A 14,938-nucleotide genomic window follows, 5' to 3' on the forward strand; every position below is an offset into this window, starting at 1 on the left:
AAGATTGTCGAAAGCATATTGAGTTATCTTCTGGCAAATTCCCGCTTCTTTAATCCATGTAAACTCAGGCTTTACATGATTGTTAAAGAATTTCTTGAGCAGGTATTTATTGGGCTTCAATCCATCTTGATAAAGGTAACTCCAAGTAGCCAATCCCCAGTTATAAGTAAACCTTGCTATTCCAGCGTGTTTGCTCATGACAGTTGTCTGACTCTTGTTTAATTTTAACTTTGTTTTGATGGATAAAAGCATTGTTCGACCTCAACACGCTAATTTCACCGATCGCCCGACAGGGTAGGTTTGGCTGGTAACTTCCCCGAAACATCCCAGCGCAAGCGAGTATCTTTACTGACAATCCAAGGTTTTTTGGGAATCGCCCAGGGTTTGAACAGGTACATCGTAGATTTGTCTACAAGTGTACTACCTTGTCTATTTAATCGCTAGCTAGGTACTAGCTCTGCTAGCCTCGATATATTCTGAATTCACCGCTATGATACTCTGAATGGACTCCGGCTCAAGTTAAATTTATGAAAGCAACCGTTGAGCAACTGGCCCAAATTGGGATATTTGCCAGCTTAAACCGAACTGATTTAGAGCAACTGCAAGAACATACAGCAATTCGGAGTTACCGACAGGGAGAAGTTGTGATGTATGAGGGCGATCGCATCCCCGAAAAATTATACACGCTTTTGAGCGGTTCGCTGCGGGTAGCAAAAACAGCGGCGGCGGGCAAAGAAACAATTTTGCGTACTTTATTTCAGGGAGATATTTTTGCCGCACCTGCTTTGCTGGGTAACGGAGTTGCGTCGGCAACGGTGACGGCAGAAACTGACGTGCAAGTTCTTACCACAGAACGGGAATTTTTGCTAGCAGCAATTCGGCAAAATCCTGAGATTGCTTTGCGAATATTGGCGGTTTTTAACCAGCGGTTGCAGCAACTGCACGAGACTGTACACGGTTTGGTGTCGGAAAGGGCGATCGTGCGGCTGGCGAGATTCATTCATTACTTTGGCATCGAGCAAGGTACGAAGATTGTGGATAATAGTGTATGTTTAGAAAAACGTTTTCCCTACTATCAAATTGCTCGCAGTATTGGCATCACCTACGAAGAATGCGTGCGGTTGTTTAAGAAACTCAAGCCATTTGTATCTTACAGTCGAGGCGGAAAAATTACTGTGTTGGATTGGAAACAACTGGAGGCGATCGCCTCTGGAGAAGACATAGATTAATGAAGGGAAGAAGTACATTGATTCGGTAGGTTTATCGCTAAGTTTTGATCCCCCTAAATCCCCCTTAAGAAGGGGGACTTTGAAGAAAACTTCGGTTCCCCGAATCGTTGTGGCGACTTTGATGCTCTTGTCCCCCCCTTCTTAAGGGGGGCTAGGCAGGGCGGTTTTATTGTCGTCAGAAAAATTAGGTACGTAGTTGCGCTTCAGCGCTCTTTATAATATTAGGAAAGACGCTAAGAGCGCAACTACGTACCTTGGCCCAAGCGCGAGCCAACCTTTGAGCGATACTGTTGGTATTTTTATATTTCCTATCCTCACAATAAAACCACCCTACTTCTTAAGGGGGGCTAGGGGGATCGAGAGGTTGATTTTCAAATAAAATACTAATGCTAGTTTCTTGAAATTAATCAGAATTGACAGTATTATTTTACTCCGAAAATGTCAAAATAAACGCCAAGTTTTCTTCAGCTTTCAAGGCGTGGGGAGCACGGGCGGGCATAAAAACAAACACCCCCGGTTCCAAGACAATATCCTTACCTTCCAAAGTCAAAATTCCCTTTCCTTCGACTACATTAACTGTGGCATTGCGCGGCGAAGAGTGTTCGGAAACCTCGCTACCAGCAGCCAGACAAAGTAGGGTATACTGGCAATTATTGTCCTTTACTAAAATTTTGCTCAGCACTCCGGCGGCGGGATATTCAATTGCTTCTCGGAGTTGGATTGCGGAAGATTCTAACGGTAAAAGAGTAGCAGTCATGATTTTTGAATCCCTTAATATTGTTTTGTTGCACAAAGGATGATGTAGTCTAAATCGCGATCGTACTTTTGGAAAACTTGACGCATTGCTAAAATACGATCGCGAATTTGCGATTTACTTAAAATATTCCACAAAATCCGCACAGTACCCACAAAACCTTCGTCTTCAACCATTCGTGGCAAGTTGAGGAGTCCCATCGCCCCAGTTTGACACTTTTCTACTTGCAAACCCGCGTTTTGGCAAACAGCAATCGGGCCAGACTCAGACAAAGGCGTTGAATTAGCCCGAATCACTTCCGACAAAGCTTTGTGAATTTCTGATTCTCGGTTTCTAGCTAAAAGTTCGTGAGAAAGAAACTTGCCGCCCGGTTTTAGCCGATCGCAAATTCCCGATATAATTTTAGCTTTCCCCCACCCTGACTGCATCGTCAGGATAGCTTCAGCCAACACCCAATCAAACTCTTGGGAAATCCGATCCAAGTGAAAAATATCTGCTTCGACAATTTGGACTCGATCGCCCAAACCCGCTGCTGCAACATTAGCACGAGCGCGCGCCACACTGTCGGGATTCTTCTCAACTCCCACTACTTTAACGCCAAAACGTTCCGCAAGGGCGATCGAGCTATATCCAAAACTAGCAGCCAACTCTAAAACAGTTTCGCCCGCTTGAAAATCCGCCCATTCAAACAACATTTCCGTAGCAACTTTTCCCCCCGGCCTCAGCATTTTCTTGCCAGCCGCCGCCAGCACTTCATGCCCCGGTGCAGTCTTAAAATTGAGAGCAATATTGGTCATAAAATTGACCTCCTATTTAACCTTACTCTCAGTTTGCCAAATTGTTCCAAAGCTTTCTATGATCTAGCTCATATTCAAATTATCTCTAAGATAAGACGGCGGTTGAAACCGCTAGACGGCGGTTGAAACCGCGTCTACACAAACGAAGTCCGCGCAACGCGAGACTGAAGAGAATAACGTAATTTTAATTGCAATATCTTCAACCCGCGGAGGCGGGTTTTGTCTGTCTAGCCGCGGTTTCAACCGCCAGTCTTCTTTCTAGCCCACGTAATTTTAATTGCAATATCTTCAACCCGCGGAGGCTGGTTTTGTCTGTCTAGACGCGGTTTCAACCGCCAGTCTTCTTTCTAGCCCACGTAATTTTAATTGCAATATCTTCAACCCGCGGAGGCGGGTTTTGCCTGTGTAGACGCGGTTTCAACCGCCAGTCTTCTTTCTACCGAATTTGCTCGCAGTGCGCGGAACATTCCAAAGCGGCAAAGCCCCGCACCAAAGGCTAAACGCATTAGTAAAAGAGTCGGTACTTCTCGCAGAGACTTGATGAAACCCGATACACCAAAACGCACTAATCCGGCCGGTCTAGCTATACCTTGCCAGATAGAATCTATCCAGGAAGGAAGGGTTTCTTGCGTCCAATCTGCGGTGGTTACAGCGCCCTCCACAAACCCCGTTTCTTCTAAAAGTTCTGAAAAGCCCTCGATGCTTGAAAAAGCCGGATGTGACCATTGATCCAGCAGTTGCTGCATTACTGGTTTCTCCCAGAAATTGAGCGGGATTTTGCGATCGTCCCTTTGATTCCAATCCGCCACAACCACCACGCCACCGGGCTTGACGACTCTCATCAACTCTTTCGCAAACACGGTTTTATCTGGCATATGCGGCCCAGCTTCGATCGACCAAACCACATCAAAACTCGCATCTGGAAACGACAGCGCCATAGCATCATCCACCCGAAACTGCAAATCGAGATCTGGGGAAGTTAATTCTTGAGCGCGTTTAACTTGCTGCGGGCTGATCGTAATCCCCGTGACAGCAAACTTATAATCCTTCGCGAGAATACGACTGCTACCGCCAATTCCACAGCCCACATCTAAGACGGTAGTACCGGCAGGTAATTTATCCAAGCCTCCCCAGCGCACCATTTCATGCACAAAATCCGATTTGGCTGCGAGGAAATCTTTGCGTTGTGGCGGCGCACCGTAATGGCCCAAGTGGATGTGCTCGCCCCAATAAAATTCGAGAATCCCGTCTTCCGTCCATTCGTCGTAGGAATTGGCCACGGAGTCCGATGATTGATAAGGGCGAGCCGTGATTAAATAGATCAGAAGGGCGATCGCCAGCAGTACAAACAAAACTCCAAGTACAACAACAAATAAATTCATTTTTTTACCTTCTTTCCAGAGCAGAATGTATAGCAGTTGACAGTTGACAGTTGACAGTTGACAGCTTCCCCGAAAAGCCGATCGTTGGGTTGCATAGTACGGGAATCAAATTATTTCTACTTGTTGTCTAAATGATGCGATCGATTGCAGACTATCTGAAGCAGCATCCCAAAGAATGAACTTAAAACAATCAGGAATCTCGCGAATTGTCAGGATTCTTGAATTACCAAGCAGGTGCAAATTAGCATTGTGACACGCCCGAAGATTGTAATTAGGAATTCGCTCAGACAGATGATGAATATTGTGGTAAGCAATATCAGCCGAAAACCAATTGAGAATAGTTGGTAATTTTAGATAACTGCTACCTTCGATCGCACCAAGCAGATAGTCCCAGCCCTCTGTCTTGTGAGCGTAGGAACCCTCAAAGTTATGCTGCACAAAGAAGATGCAGATAAATATCGCCGCCGAACAAGTCATCACAATTGAGTAAACACTCCAGAAAAACCCAAACCCAAGTAAGTTACCCAGATAAAGCCAGCTACCCACCACACAAATATTGTTGAAGAGTAAATCCCAAAACTCAGCCGTCGTATACCAGTGTTTGGATTTGTAGGAAGCAATTATTCTAGATAAACCCATACCTAAATCTTGATTGAGACAATCAAAAGTATGTCTGACAAAACCAGCAATTCCCAATATTAGCGCGAGTCTTGGTTTGATAATCAGGTAGAAAAAGCCACCAGGAAACAGCATCAGCGGGTGTCTGAGCAACTGATATATCTTTTGGTTAAATGGACTGAGTGCCGCAAACTTTTCGGTGGAAATCAACGCCGAAGGGCCTCGGTACATATCCCAATTACCATTATTTTTGTGATGGTAAGCGTGTCCCCTAGACCAGGGGTACTGAGGAATTGCATTGATGATACCTAGCAGAAAACCCACTGTGCGATTGACTTTTTTGGAACTAAACAGAGAATAGTGTCCGCAATCGTGCATCAAGGAGAAACAGCGTCCTGAAAAGAGTATCATCAACACGATGATCGGTGGCAGCAGCCATACAGAAATGGCAGCAGCTTTAAATGCTAAAAACCATAAAAATGTATAGGGGATGACTGTATTGAGTAGTTGGTATGTAGCTTTGAAATTGTTGCTCTTCATGTAAGGAGATAGCACAAAATCCGACTTTTTGATCGCGCTTTTCATTCAGTATGTCTGTAGTGTGGATAAGTGCTTAGCTGAGAATATAGTTTAGATTGCAGGTGATTGACAGAAAATCAAATAATACCATACTACTATACGGTTGGCTAATCGGTGAGGGCGCAAGCAAAATGTTATCGATCGCCGTTGAGCACCAAATTTGATACAGACTGCTTGACACTAGGCTCGTATTTTGTAGCAGAAAGTTGTGCCACCATCTGCGCGCGGGATGAAACCTCAAGCTTGCGGAACATTCGCTTCAGAGCTTGCTTCACAGAATTTTCAGTAATCCAAAGTTCAGTCCCAATTTCGGCGTTAGTTCGTCCCAAAGCCACCAACTCGGCAATTTCCAATTCACGAGGCGTTAAGCGATTGGTTTTGAAAGGCTGGTATGGCGATCGCATTGTTGCACTCCAGACAGATAAGTGCAAACAAATTCCACTCAAATCTGCTAAATTTTGTGCATCAAAAGCAGACATTGACTGTTCGCGAGTGCAACCGAATACACCCACTAATTGACCGCAACTTACAATCGGGCCCGCCATCACGTGCCAATGATCGGGGCGAGGACAAATCATCGTCCAAACTTTGGGTGATGCTACCAGTGCTTCGTGGACTGGAGCATGGCGCTCAACTAGATAACGCGCAATAGGATTATATTCGATCGATAGTGCAATTTCCAGGGTTTTATGAAATTTTTTATCTAACAAAGGCAGTTGGTCAAAGAAAAAGACTCCCGATCGCTTAGCGGCAAAATACTCGCCGATTTGCGGCACGACTTGCGATCGCAGATCTTGTTCATTCTTGACTTGATTGATTGCTTCAAATAAATGCTGTAAGGAATTTGTCATCGTCGTGATAGCGAAAAGTGTACCCGATCGGGGTCTATGACTGCTGAATTACTCAGCTTATATTATCAAAAGTATCAAAAATAACGTGACATGACCATCAATTCGGAAATTGAGCGCGATCGCACTCCCATGCGTTGGATGCCGATCGGCTTTTATGCGACTTCAGTCGTCTTTAACCTCTGCTTGATTGCTCAATTGTTAACGGTTGGATTCGCTTACTTTGTCAATCCTGCATGGTGGGATATTCATGTTTGGCTAGTCCGAGGATATAGCGGGCTGTCATTATTATTACTGGGATGGTCGCTGCTGACTCGATTCTCACCTCAAATACAACGTCTCACCGCAAGTCTACCCGTACTGCTGGGACTACAATTTTTGACCATTCATCTCAACACTCCTTTTCACCTAGAGGTACTCCATCCTCTGATTGAATTTACCTTAGTCTTTGTTTCTTCAACTCTTGTACATAGCGTAGGGCGCATTTTATCGCCCGCCCATCTTCAGAACAATTGAGTTTTATAGGTAAAAACGATGCAAAATGCAATTTTTAGTCCCTTCTTTGCAATGGTGTTTGTGACACTGGTAGTCTGGGTTTATCTCTACATCCGCCGTATCACTTTCCTCAACAATACAAAGCTCGCCCCGAAGGAGCTGGCTGTAACTGGTATGCTGGCACAAATCTCGCCACCAGAGGTATCAAATCCGTCCGATAACTTCAAGAATTTGTTCGAGATTCCCGTCCTGTTTTATGCGCTGGTGCTATACCTTTTCATCACGAACCAGGTAGATGCAGTTTATGTGAATGCGGCTTGGATCTTCGTTGGCTTTCGCGCTTTGCACAGCATCGTTCATTGTACATTCAATCTAATCCTGCTGCGCTTCTACCTCTACCTATTCTCAACCCTGATGGTGTGGTTCATCGCCATCCGTGCAGCATTTAGCCACTTTGCTAAATAGGTACGCGCTTGATTTAGTTTTAATGCAAATAACAGGATAAAACCGATGTCCCAATATACTCACCCAGAAGTTTTGGTAGATACGCAATGGCTGATGGATCGTCTTAACGATCCGACTGTGCGTCTGGTTGAAGTTGATATGAATCCAGAGCCATACAAAGATGCTCACATTCCTGGTGCAGTTTTCTGGAATATTTTTGCAGATATTCTCACACCTAATCTCGGCATAAATCTAGATCCAATTGCGATCGCAAAATTGCTGTCGCGATCGGGAATTTCCCGTGAAACGACTGTGATTGCTTGCGGTAGTAATCCCGCTACAGGAGCTTGGATCTTCTGGCTGTTGAAATTATTTGGACATGACAAAGTATATGTACTCAACGGCGGATATCAGAAATGGGTAGCAGAAGGTTGTCCGCTGACATTAGAGTTGTCAAACTTCGCACCCACTCAGTACCGTGCAAAATCTCCAGATGCCAATTTGCGGGTTCTACAAGCAGAGGTTCAGGCATCTCTGAATCGGACAGATTGCGTGTTGCTGGATGTGCGTACCCCTCAAGAATACTGTGGCGAAGTATTTATGCTAAAGCCACCAGAAGGAACCGAACGCGGGGGACATATTCCGGGGGCGGTGCATCTTGAGCATACTCTCACTCTGAATGAAGATGGAACTTTTAAATCAGCCGAGGAGTTATACACTCTCTACAGCAACCAGGGGATTACGGCTGACAAGCAAGTGTTTCCTTACTGTGCTATTGGTGGACGTTCTGCATATACCTGGTTTGTTTTGAAGTATTTACTGGGCTATCCCAACGTCCGAAACTACGATGGATCGTGGAATGAGTGGAGCCGTTTACCTGATGTACCCATCGAGCAATAAATTACATATTGCGCGACTCCCAAATATTTTTATCCGCCGGGAAGTTGATGCGGGCGATCGACTTTTCGGCGCGTATCACCCCCGCTTACGCCTTTGACAAACCGCCCCCGAAACCCAAATGTGACACAACATCCACCACCGCAGAGGATTTTGGCTCGACTCGTGGAAACGGGAATTTGAGGAGCGATCGTGATTGGCGATCGTTCGTTTTTTGCGATCGCAGCTCCGACTTGCTACAATTTAGTCGCACGCGCAACTAGAATAAATCATGAGCGAACTGTTAGACGAGACGCTTTCTATTGAAATCGCCACTCGCATTAAAAGCAACCGTAAAAACTGCTTTGATAACGCTTCCAAAGCAGCATTAACCACCGAAGGCGCAATCTACGTTCAAGGCTTTTTAGCTGCACCCGGAGCGCCTTACAAACCCATCGAGTATAGCTGGATTGAACTCAACGAGCGCATTGTTGACCCAACTTTTCCGCATCTTGGCTTCAATGCTCAAGACATTCATTACTTCCCCGCCCAGCGATTGAGCGTCAAGAAACTCAAAGCAATTCTAGACGAATCAAAAGAAGATTATCCAGAAGACGATCCCCTGCCGGTTTACGGAAATCAACCCTATGAATATTACGGCGATGTGATGTTAGGCGGTAAAGATTACCAAAATGCTTACGATTTGGCTGCGCTTAAATGCAGGGAATTGAACCTACCCAAAAAAACGGAATCTAACTAATTTGGACTTACGCCAAAATTAAGTTCGTAGTAAGGGCTTTAGTCCTGCTTCATTTATCTTTATAAAGAGAGGACTAAAGTCCGAACGATTAAACCGAATGTCAGGAAAATGCAAACCTCGCATAATTAAAAGCAGCCAACAACGGATCTAACTTTCGATTTAACATCAAATCAGCCAACAACTTAGCAGTCACCGGAGCCAACAAAATGCCATTGCGATAATGCCCAGTTGCCAATGTCAAATTATCCCAAGCAGAAGCGCCCAAAATCGGCAACTCATCCGTCGTAGCAGGCCGAAATCCCCACCAAAACTCTAGAATCGGATAATTCTGCAATTCGGGATATAACTTAATCGCTCCTGCTAGCAAACTTTGGATTCCCGCTGGGGTATTTCCAGGGGTAAAATCCACATTCTCGCTAGTTGCACCAATAATAATTCTGCCATCTTGACGCGGCACAATATAAATGCCAGTCCCGAATAAAACTGTTTGCAATGGCTGCATAACTGCACAATCTTTTGGTACGCACACTGACAGCATTTGCCCCTTTCTGGGAAAAACCGGAACATTCAATAACTTCTCACACCAAGGCCCTGCCGCCAAAACATAACGGTCAGCTTGCAATTTTCTTGCCGTTGTTTCTACGCCAAAAACTCGGTTTCCATGCCGAATAATTTCCTTTGCAGTATCTTGAATAATCTCAATTTGCAATTCTTTGGTTGCGCTCTGTAGCGTCCGAAATAAAGCGCGGTTGTCCACTTGAGCGTCGTCAGGATACCACCAACCACCGATTACTTCTTCACCCAATCCAAACTGGTGCTGGCGAACAGTATCTCTGTCTAACCAATGAGAGTTAAGGTTTGACAATAGCGGCTGTTGTTGAGGATCGTTTTGACAAACTGGTGCGAGAATTCCCGATCGCCAATACCCCGTTTTCAACCCCGTAATCTCTTCCAGGCGTTCCACCCAGGAAGGATACAGCGCGCGACTTTGCAAGCACAAATCCAGCATCGGACTGGGGGGAATTCGTTCCGCTTGGGGAGCGAGCATTCCGGCAGCAGCCCGGGCCGTCGGTTGTGGAGAATCGGCGGTAAGAACAGCGACAGATGCCCCTCGCAATTTCAGTTCAACTGCTAGGGAAAGGCCGATAATTCCGCCACCAATAATCAGAATATCTTGAGATGAATTCATTGACTTTTCTATGGACTGTCTGGCTTTTTTACCTCGGGGCCTTCTTGAGGGTAAGGTGCTGGTGTTCGCACCTTACAGTTAGAATTTTGGGGCAAGTCTTACATATTTTCTTGTGGGGTGGGCTTCGCAGCACCACCCAAAATATGCAATCTAAATGCACTACAGCTTATCAGCCTTCCTGCACCAAAAATCTATCCTTGAGGTTTCCATACAGTTTCCGAGCCCTGGCCCCAAAAACCATCATATTTTGTCACCTTAATATCGCCCAAAACCTTAGTCTGGCAGGACAAACGGCGGTTTGATGCGGGAGAATGGGGAGGAATCGAAAGTCGCGCTTTTTCACGCCACTCGGACTCGGAAACTTCGCCCTCGATGGTGACGGCACAGGTGCCACAAGTCCCCAAACCGTGGCAGTTGATGACTTTAGCGTTGCCGTTGTAGAGATCGATGCCGTTTTTGAGCAAGACTTCACGGAGATTCGATCCGCGATCGCACTCAAATGTTTTTCCTTGCGCTTGTACCTTAACCACAGTAATTTACCCCGATTAGATTTATGTTAATTTTCCTATATATTATCGCATTTATTTCAAATAATTTCATCTAATATGATAAGTGATATATTACCAATTGAGAATTGAGAATTCCCATGAAAAATCGGCTCTGGATCTACGATACCACGCTGCGAGACGGCGCTCAGTGCGAGGGACTCTGCTTATCTCTCGAAGACAAAGTGCGAATTGCTCGACAGTTAGACAGTTTAGGAATTCCGTTTATTGAAGGTGGCTGGCCGGGAGCAAATCCTAAAGACGTACAATTTTTTTGGCGGCTCAAAGAACAGCCATTAATTCAAGCAGAAGTTGTCGCTTTTTGTTCGACCAGACGACCGGGAAAAACGGCAGCCAATGATGAAATGTTGCAGCCTATCTTGTCTGCGGGGACTCGCTGGGTAACGCTGTTTGGCAAGTCGTGGGATTTGCACGTAATTGAAAGTTTGAAGACGACGTTAGAAGAAAATCTGGCGATGATTCGAGATACTATTGAATATTTACGGAGTCAGGGAAGGCGCGTTATTTACGATGCCGAACACTGGTTTGACGGCTACAAACACAATCCCGAGTATGCGATTAAAACTTTAATGGCAGCGGCGGATGCTGGTGCAGAATGGCTGGTGCTTTGCGATACCAACGGCGGTACTTTGCCTGACGAAGTTAGTCAAGTTGTGCGTGATGTTTTAGCGGCTTTAGGAACTGAACTAACTCAATCTTTACAGTTAGGAATTCACACTCACAACGACTCTGGAGTTGCCGTTGCTAATGCTCTGGCTGGTGTGCGGGAAGGGGTGACGATGGTACAGGGAACTATTAACGGTTATGGCGAACGCTGCGGTAATGCTAATTTGTGTTCCTTGATTCCTAATTTTCAGCTCAAGTTGGGTTATGATTGCATTCAAGATGAGCAATTAGCGAAATTAACTCAAGTCAGTCGCTCCGTCAGCGAAATTGTTAATCTTGCTCCCGACGATCACGCTCCTTTTGTTGGCCTTTCGGCTTTTGCTCACAAGGGCGGAATTCACGTATCGGCGGTTGAAAAAAATCCGTTAACTTACGAACACTTGGAACCGGAAAAAATCGGCAACATCCGGCGAATTGTGATTTCGGATCAATCGGGTTTGAGTAATGTTTTGGCGAAGGCTAAGACTTTTGGTATTGAACTCGATCGCAAAAATCCTGCTTGCCGCCAAATTCTGGAAAAGTTGAAAGATTTGGAAAGTCAGGGATATCAATTTGAGGGTGCTGAGGCGTCTTTTGAATTGTTGATGCGGGAAGCTTTGGAAAAGCGGCAGCGGTGGTTTGAAATTCATGGATTTCAAGTTCACTGCGATAAGGTTGGCGAAGATTGTACCGCTTTGGCAACTGTGAAATTGTCAGTAAACGGTACAATTATTCTGGAATGTGCGGAAGGAAACGGCCCGGTTTCGGCTTTGGATGCGGCTTTGCGGAAAGCTTTGGTGAATTTTTATCCGGCGATAGCGCATTTTTATCTGACAGATTACAAGGTGCGAATTCTGGATTCTGGTGCGGGAACTTCGGCTAAAACTCGCGTGTTTGTTGAGTTTAGTAACGGCCACGATCGTTGGACGACGGTTGGGGTTTCTGGTAATATTTTGGATGCTTCTTGTCAGGCGGTTGTTGAGGGTTTGGAGTACGGTTTGGTGTTGGAAAATCAGGAGGCGATTCCCCTAGTTTGTCGGGTGCATTAGACAAGATTGCAACAATAGCTGGACGGGCAAGATGCCCGTTCCACAATCATAGATTGGGCGGGCAAGATGCCCGTTCCACAATCATAGATTGGACGGGCAAGATGCCCGTTCCACAATCATAGATTGGGCGGGCAAGATGCCCGTTCCACAATCATAGATTGGGCGGGCAAGATGCCCGTTCCACAATCATAGTGGGCGGGCAAGATGCCCGTTCCACAATTTTTTTTATTGTGGGATGGGCTTCTAGCCCGTCCTAATTATTTTTGCAATTTTGTCTAAGGTTCCAAAAACTCTAAGTGATCTCCGGGAATCGATCGCAATTTTGCAGCAGATCCTTGCAGTTTCAACCTGCCGCGTTCTAACATGATAATCCAATCGGCGCGATCGATCACTCGGGGCCTGTGACTGATAAAAATCGTGGTTTTCCCCTGCCGGTACATCAATAAATTTTCCAAGACTTCCGCTTCGCTGGCGGGATCTAGCCCTGCGGTAGACTCGTCTAGAATCAACACGGGCGGGTTATTGAGAATGGCACGGGCGATCGCCAATCTCTGTCTTTGTCCCCCCGAAATATTCGCCCCAAACTCCCCTAAAACAGTTTGATATTTATCCGGTAATTGGCTGATAAATTCATCCGCCCCGGCAATTTTGCAAGCTTTCACAATCTGTTCAAAAGTGGCATCAGGACTCCCCAACTGAAAATTATCGAGAATCGAACGGCTCCAGAAATGAGCTTCTTGGGGAACAAGAACCACCTGCTGTCTGAGACAATCGAGAGACAAATCTTGCAAATTGTAACCGCCAATTCTCACATTGCCAGATTGCAGCGGATACAGACCAGCAATTACCTTAGCTAGCGTACTTTTTCCACAACCAGAATAACCGATTAAAGCAATTGCGTGACCGCCCGGAAACGTCACAGAAAAATTTTCCAACAAGTCAAGTCTGCCTGGGTAGTGAAAATTCACACTCTTACAAACAATTTCGTCGCTGCCTTGAAGCGTTACCACAGGTTTATTAATATCGCTTTTACTTTCTGGCTCAGCGTCTATGACTTCCGAAAGCCGTTGAGTTGCTGTCTGCACGCGAGCCATTTCATCAGTAGATTCGACCAAGGAAGTCACCCAAGTAGTAACGTTTTGATTCATGCTAATAAATGCTAGCAACTGACCGATACTCAATGCCTTGTCAATCACCAACCCGCTGCCCAACCACAGCAGGGTAATGCTGCCTGCTGAAGCAACAAAGCCAGAAAAGATATTGTTGAGAATGCCAATTTGTGTAGTGCGAAAAGTAAGACTCGCTAAACGACCGAAGCGACCTTGAAATTCTTCCCAAAGTTGCTGGGCGCTGCTAGTCGTTTTGACGGTCAGCGCGCCTTTAAATGTTTCTACTAAAACGCCTTGAGTTTCTGCTTCCAGTACAAATAAATTCCGCGTTTTTTGCTGCAATACGGGCATAAAAACTACTGTAGAGGCAGTCATGAACAAAGCGATGACTGTAGCTGCCAGCGTCAGTTCCTTGCTGTAAAACAACATGAAAATAAAAGAAACTACAGCTATAAAAAATTGACTTGGTAAGCTGATCGCAAATTGAGAAACTAATTTATTGATTTCTTGGATATCTTGTAATCTACTGACGATTTCGCCGCTGCGTCTGGTTTCGTAAAAGCTTAAAGGCAATCGCAGGAATTTACGCCCGAATTCCATGACCAATCCCAATTCTAAACGCTGGGAAAATTGAGCAATTAAGTTCGACTGTACTAATCCTAAACTGCTGCTAAATAGGTTCATAACTATAACTGCGATCGCCACACTTGCCAAAAGTTGCGTGTCGCCCCGCACCAGAATGTCGTCGGTGAGCAGTTGTACGAGAAAAGGTGAAGCAATCGACAGCAAACCCAACACCACATTCATCAACAGTGCTTCCATTAAAAGCTGGCGGTAAATCCAAACCCGGCGCGTCCATTTTTGTAACGAATTGGCGGGCGGTTGGCCGTCTGCTTCGGCAAAAAATCGATCGGGATCTGGGTCTACTAGCAAGCACAGCCAATCTGTCCAACCTGCTGCTAATTCTTCTTTGGAAATATAGCGCATACCGACAGCCGGATCGCCGATCGCATATTTGTCGCCCTGCTTTCCGTACAAAACAACCCAGTGGTACCCGCTCCAGTGAATAATAGCCGGTAAAGGTGCTTCGTCAATTTTGTCTAAAATAGCAGCCGCTGCTCGCACCGATCGAGCATTAAAGCCCACCGCCTCAGCGCCTTGTTTCAAGCCCAGCAGAGTTGTCCCCTTTTGGCCTGTACCCGCAGATTCTCGCAAACGGCTAATGGTAAAGTTCTGTCCGTAAAATTTGGCGATCGAAGCCAAACAAGCCGCCCCGCAGTCTTCTTCGCTCTGCTGGAGTACAACCTGATATTTCTTAAACCTGTTAACTTGTCCGAATAATGGCATTTTGCCGATCAAAGGGATGTTCTTTAACATTTTGCAAAATGAATAATGGTAGAGCATAAAGAAGATTACTCATCACCAACTACCCAATCAGCAAAAAGCACCCATAAAGTTATGGGTGCTTTCTCGATCAAAAGTTATAGAGCTGAATTCAGAGCACTAAACTTTACCAGTAGCCGTAGCGAACTACTCTTCTGAAGGAACCGTCGCAATTGCGGCGGTACACAACCCAACGGCGCCGACGACCACAGTTT

17 protein-coding genes are annotated in these 14,938 nt (G+C 45.6%); 7 read left to right on the top strand and 10 right to left on the bottom strand.

What is annotated here, in order from left to right; all coding sequences use genetic code 11:
• Positions 1 to 252, bottom strand: a 252-nt coding sequence (locus tag JGK16_RS30010) for a helix-turn-helix domain-containing protein (protein ID WP_293186802.1), incomplete at its 3' end; no start/stop codon positions are given.
• A 23-nt stretch (positions 253 to 275) separates the two neighbouring features.
• A complete protein-coding gene (locus JGK16_RS30015) occupies positions 276 to 398 on the bottom strand; it encodes a hypothetical protein (RefSeq protein ID WP_293186803.1) in 123 nt (40 codons plus the stop codon).
• Positions 399 to 527: 129 nt separating this feature from the next.
• Between JGK16_RS30015 and JGK16_RS30020 the strand changes: the two genes are divergently transcribed.
• The gene (locus JGK16_RS30020; RefSeq protein WP_293186804.1) at positions 528 to 1,229 is read left to right on the top strand and encodes a Crp/Fnr family transcriptional regulator; all 702 of its coding nucleotides are present in this window, start codon (positions 528 to 530) and stop codon (positions 1,227 to 1,229) included.
• Between the two features lie 427 nt (positions 1,230 to 1,656).
• On the opposite strand, the gene JGK16_RS30025 is transcribed toward JGK16_RS30020, so the two are convergent.
• From JGK16_RS30025 to JGK16_RS30045, 5 genes are all read right to left on the bottom strand, one after another.
• Positions 1,657 to 1,986, bottom strand: coding sequence for a cupin domain-containing protein (locus JGK16_RS30025; RefSeq protein ID WP_293186805.1), 330 nt, complete (start codon positions 1,984 to 1,986; stop codon positions 1,657 to 1,659).
• Between the two features lie 14 nt (positions 1,987 to 2,000).
• Positions 2,001 to 2,780 (bottom strand): class I SAM-dependent methyltransferase, encoded by a 780-nt coding sequence (locus JGK16_RS30030; RefSeq protein ID WP_293186806.1) that lies wholly within the window; start codon positions 2,778 to 2,780, stop codon positions 2,001 to 2,003.
• Positions 2,781 to 3,157: 377 nt separating this feature from the next.
• Entirely contained in the window at positions 3,158 to 4,162 is a 1,005-nt protein-coding gene (locus JGK16_RS30035) for a methyltransferase domain-containing protein (protein WP_293193598.1), read from the bottom strand.
• 105 nt (positions 4,163 to 4,267) lie between these two features.
• A complete protein-coding gene (locus tag JGK16_RS30040; protein WP_293193596.1) occupies positions 4,268 to 5,365 on the bottom strand; it encodes a fatty acid desaturase in 1,098 nt (365 codons plus the stop codon).
• A 128-nt stretch (positions 5,366 to 5,493) separates the two neighbouring features.
• Positions 5,494 to 6,210: a LuxR C-terminal-related transcriptional regulator gene (locus JGK16_RS30045; RefSeq protein ID WP_293186809.1), complete on the bottom strand. Its 717-nt coding sequence runs from the start codon at positions 6,208 to 6,210 to the stop codon at positions 5,494 to 5,496.
• A gap of 90 nt (positions 6,211 to 6,300) precedes the next feature.
• Here JGK16_RS30045 and JGK16_RS30050 point away from each other — a divergent pair, with 90 nt between their 5' ends.
• Genes JGK16_RS30050 through JGK16_RS30070 form a run of 5 tightly spaced genes read left to right on the top strand, consistent with a single transcriptional unit; the run spans position 6,301 to position 8,782 of the window.
• Positions 6,301 to 6,723 carry a DUF6220 domain-containing protein gene (locus JGK16_RS30050; protein WP_293193594.1) on the top strand — a complete coding sequence of 141 codons (423 nt, stop codon included), beginning with the start codon at positions 6,301 to 6,303 and terminating at the stop codon, positions 6,721 to 6,723.
• Positions 6,724 to 6,741: 18 nt separating this feature from the next.
• Positions 6,742 to 7,167 carry an MAPEG family protein gene (locus tag JGK16_RS30055; RefSeq protein ID WP_293193592.1) on the top strand — a complete coding sequence of 142 codons (426 nt, stop codon included), beginning with the start codon at positions 6,742 to 6,744 and terminating at the stop codon, positions 7,165 to 7,167.
• 45 nt (positions 7,168 to 7,212) lie between these two features.
• A complete protein-coding gene (locus tag JGK16_RS30060) occupies positions 7,213 to 8,046 on the top strand; it encodes a sulfurtransferase (RefSeq protein ID WP_293193590.1) in 834 nt (277 codons plus the stop codon).
• 8 nt (positions 8,047 to 8,054) lie between these two features.
• A complete protein-coding gene (locus JGK16_RS30065; protein ID WP_293193588.1) occupies positions 8,055 to 8,306 on the top strand; it encodes a hypothetical protein in 252 nt (83 codons plus the stop codon).
• A gap of 8 nt (positions 8,307 to 8,314) precedes the next feature.
• On the top strand, positions 8,315 to 8,782 hold the full coding sequence (locus tag JGK16_RS30070) for a hypothetical protein (RefSeq protein ID WP_293193586.1): 468 nt from the start codon (positions 8,315 to 8,317) through the stop codon (positions 8,780 to 8,782).
• A 100-nt stretch (positions 8,783 to 8,882) separates the two neighbouring features.
• Here the strand turns inward: JGK16_RS30070 and thiO are convergent, their stop codons facing one another.
• Both thiO and JGK16_RS30080 read right to left on the bottom strand, forming a co-directional pair.
• Entirely contained in the window at positions 8,883 to 9,971 is a 1,089-nt protein-coding gene (gene thiO, locus JGK16_RS30075; protein ID WP_293193584.1) for a glycine oxidase ThiO, read from the bottom strand.
• A gap of 191 nt (positions 9,972 to 10,162) precedes the next feature.
• Positions 10,163 to 10,501, bottom strand: a complete 339-nt coding sequence (locus tag JGK16_RS30080; protein WP_293186814.1) for a 2Fe-2S iron-sulfur cluster-binding protein — start codon at positions 10,499 to 10,501, stop codon at positions 10,163 to 10,165.
• A 116-nt stretch (positions 10,502 to 10,617) separates the two neighbouring features.
• Here JGK16_RS30080 and cimA point away from each other — a divergent pair, with 116 nt between their 5' ends.
• A complete protein-coding gene (cimA, locus tag JGK16_RS30085) occupies positions 10,618 to 12,231 on the top strand; it encodes a citramalate synthase (protein WP_293186815.1) in 1,614 nt (537 codons plus the stop codon).
• A 275-nt stretch (positions 12,232 to 12,506) separates the two neighbouring features.
• Here the strand turns inward: cimA and JGK16_RS30090 are convergent, their stop codons facing one another.
• Positions 12,507 to 14,717, bottom strand: a complete 2,211-nt coding sequence (locus JGK16_RS30090; protein WP_293193582.1) for a peptidase domain-containing ABC transporter — start codon at positions 14,715 to 14,717, stop codon at positions 12,507 to 12,509.
• Positions 14,718 to 14,938 lie beyond the last annotated feature (221 nt).

The organism is Microcoleus sp. PH2017_09_SFU_O_A (assembly GCF_020738625.1).
In the GTDB taxonomy this organism is placed as follows: domain Bacteria; phylum Cyanobacteriota; class Cyanobacteriia; order Cyanobacteriales; family Microcoleaceae; genus Microcoleus.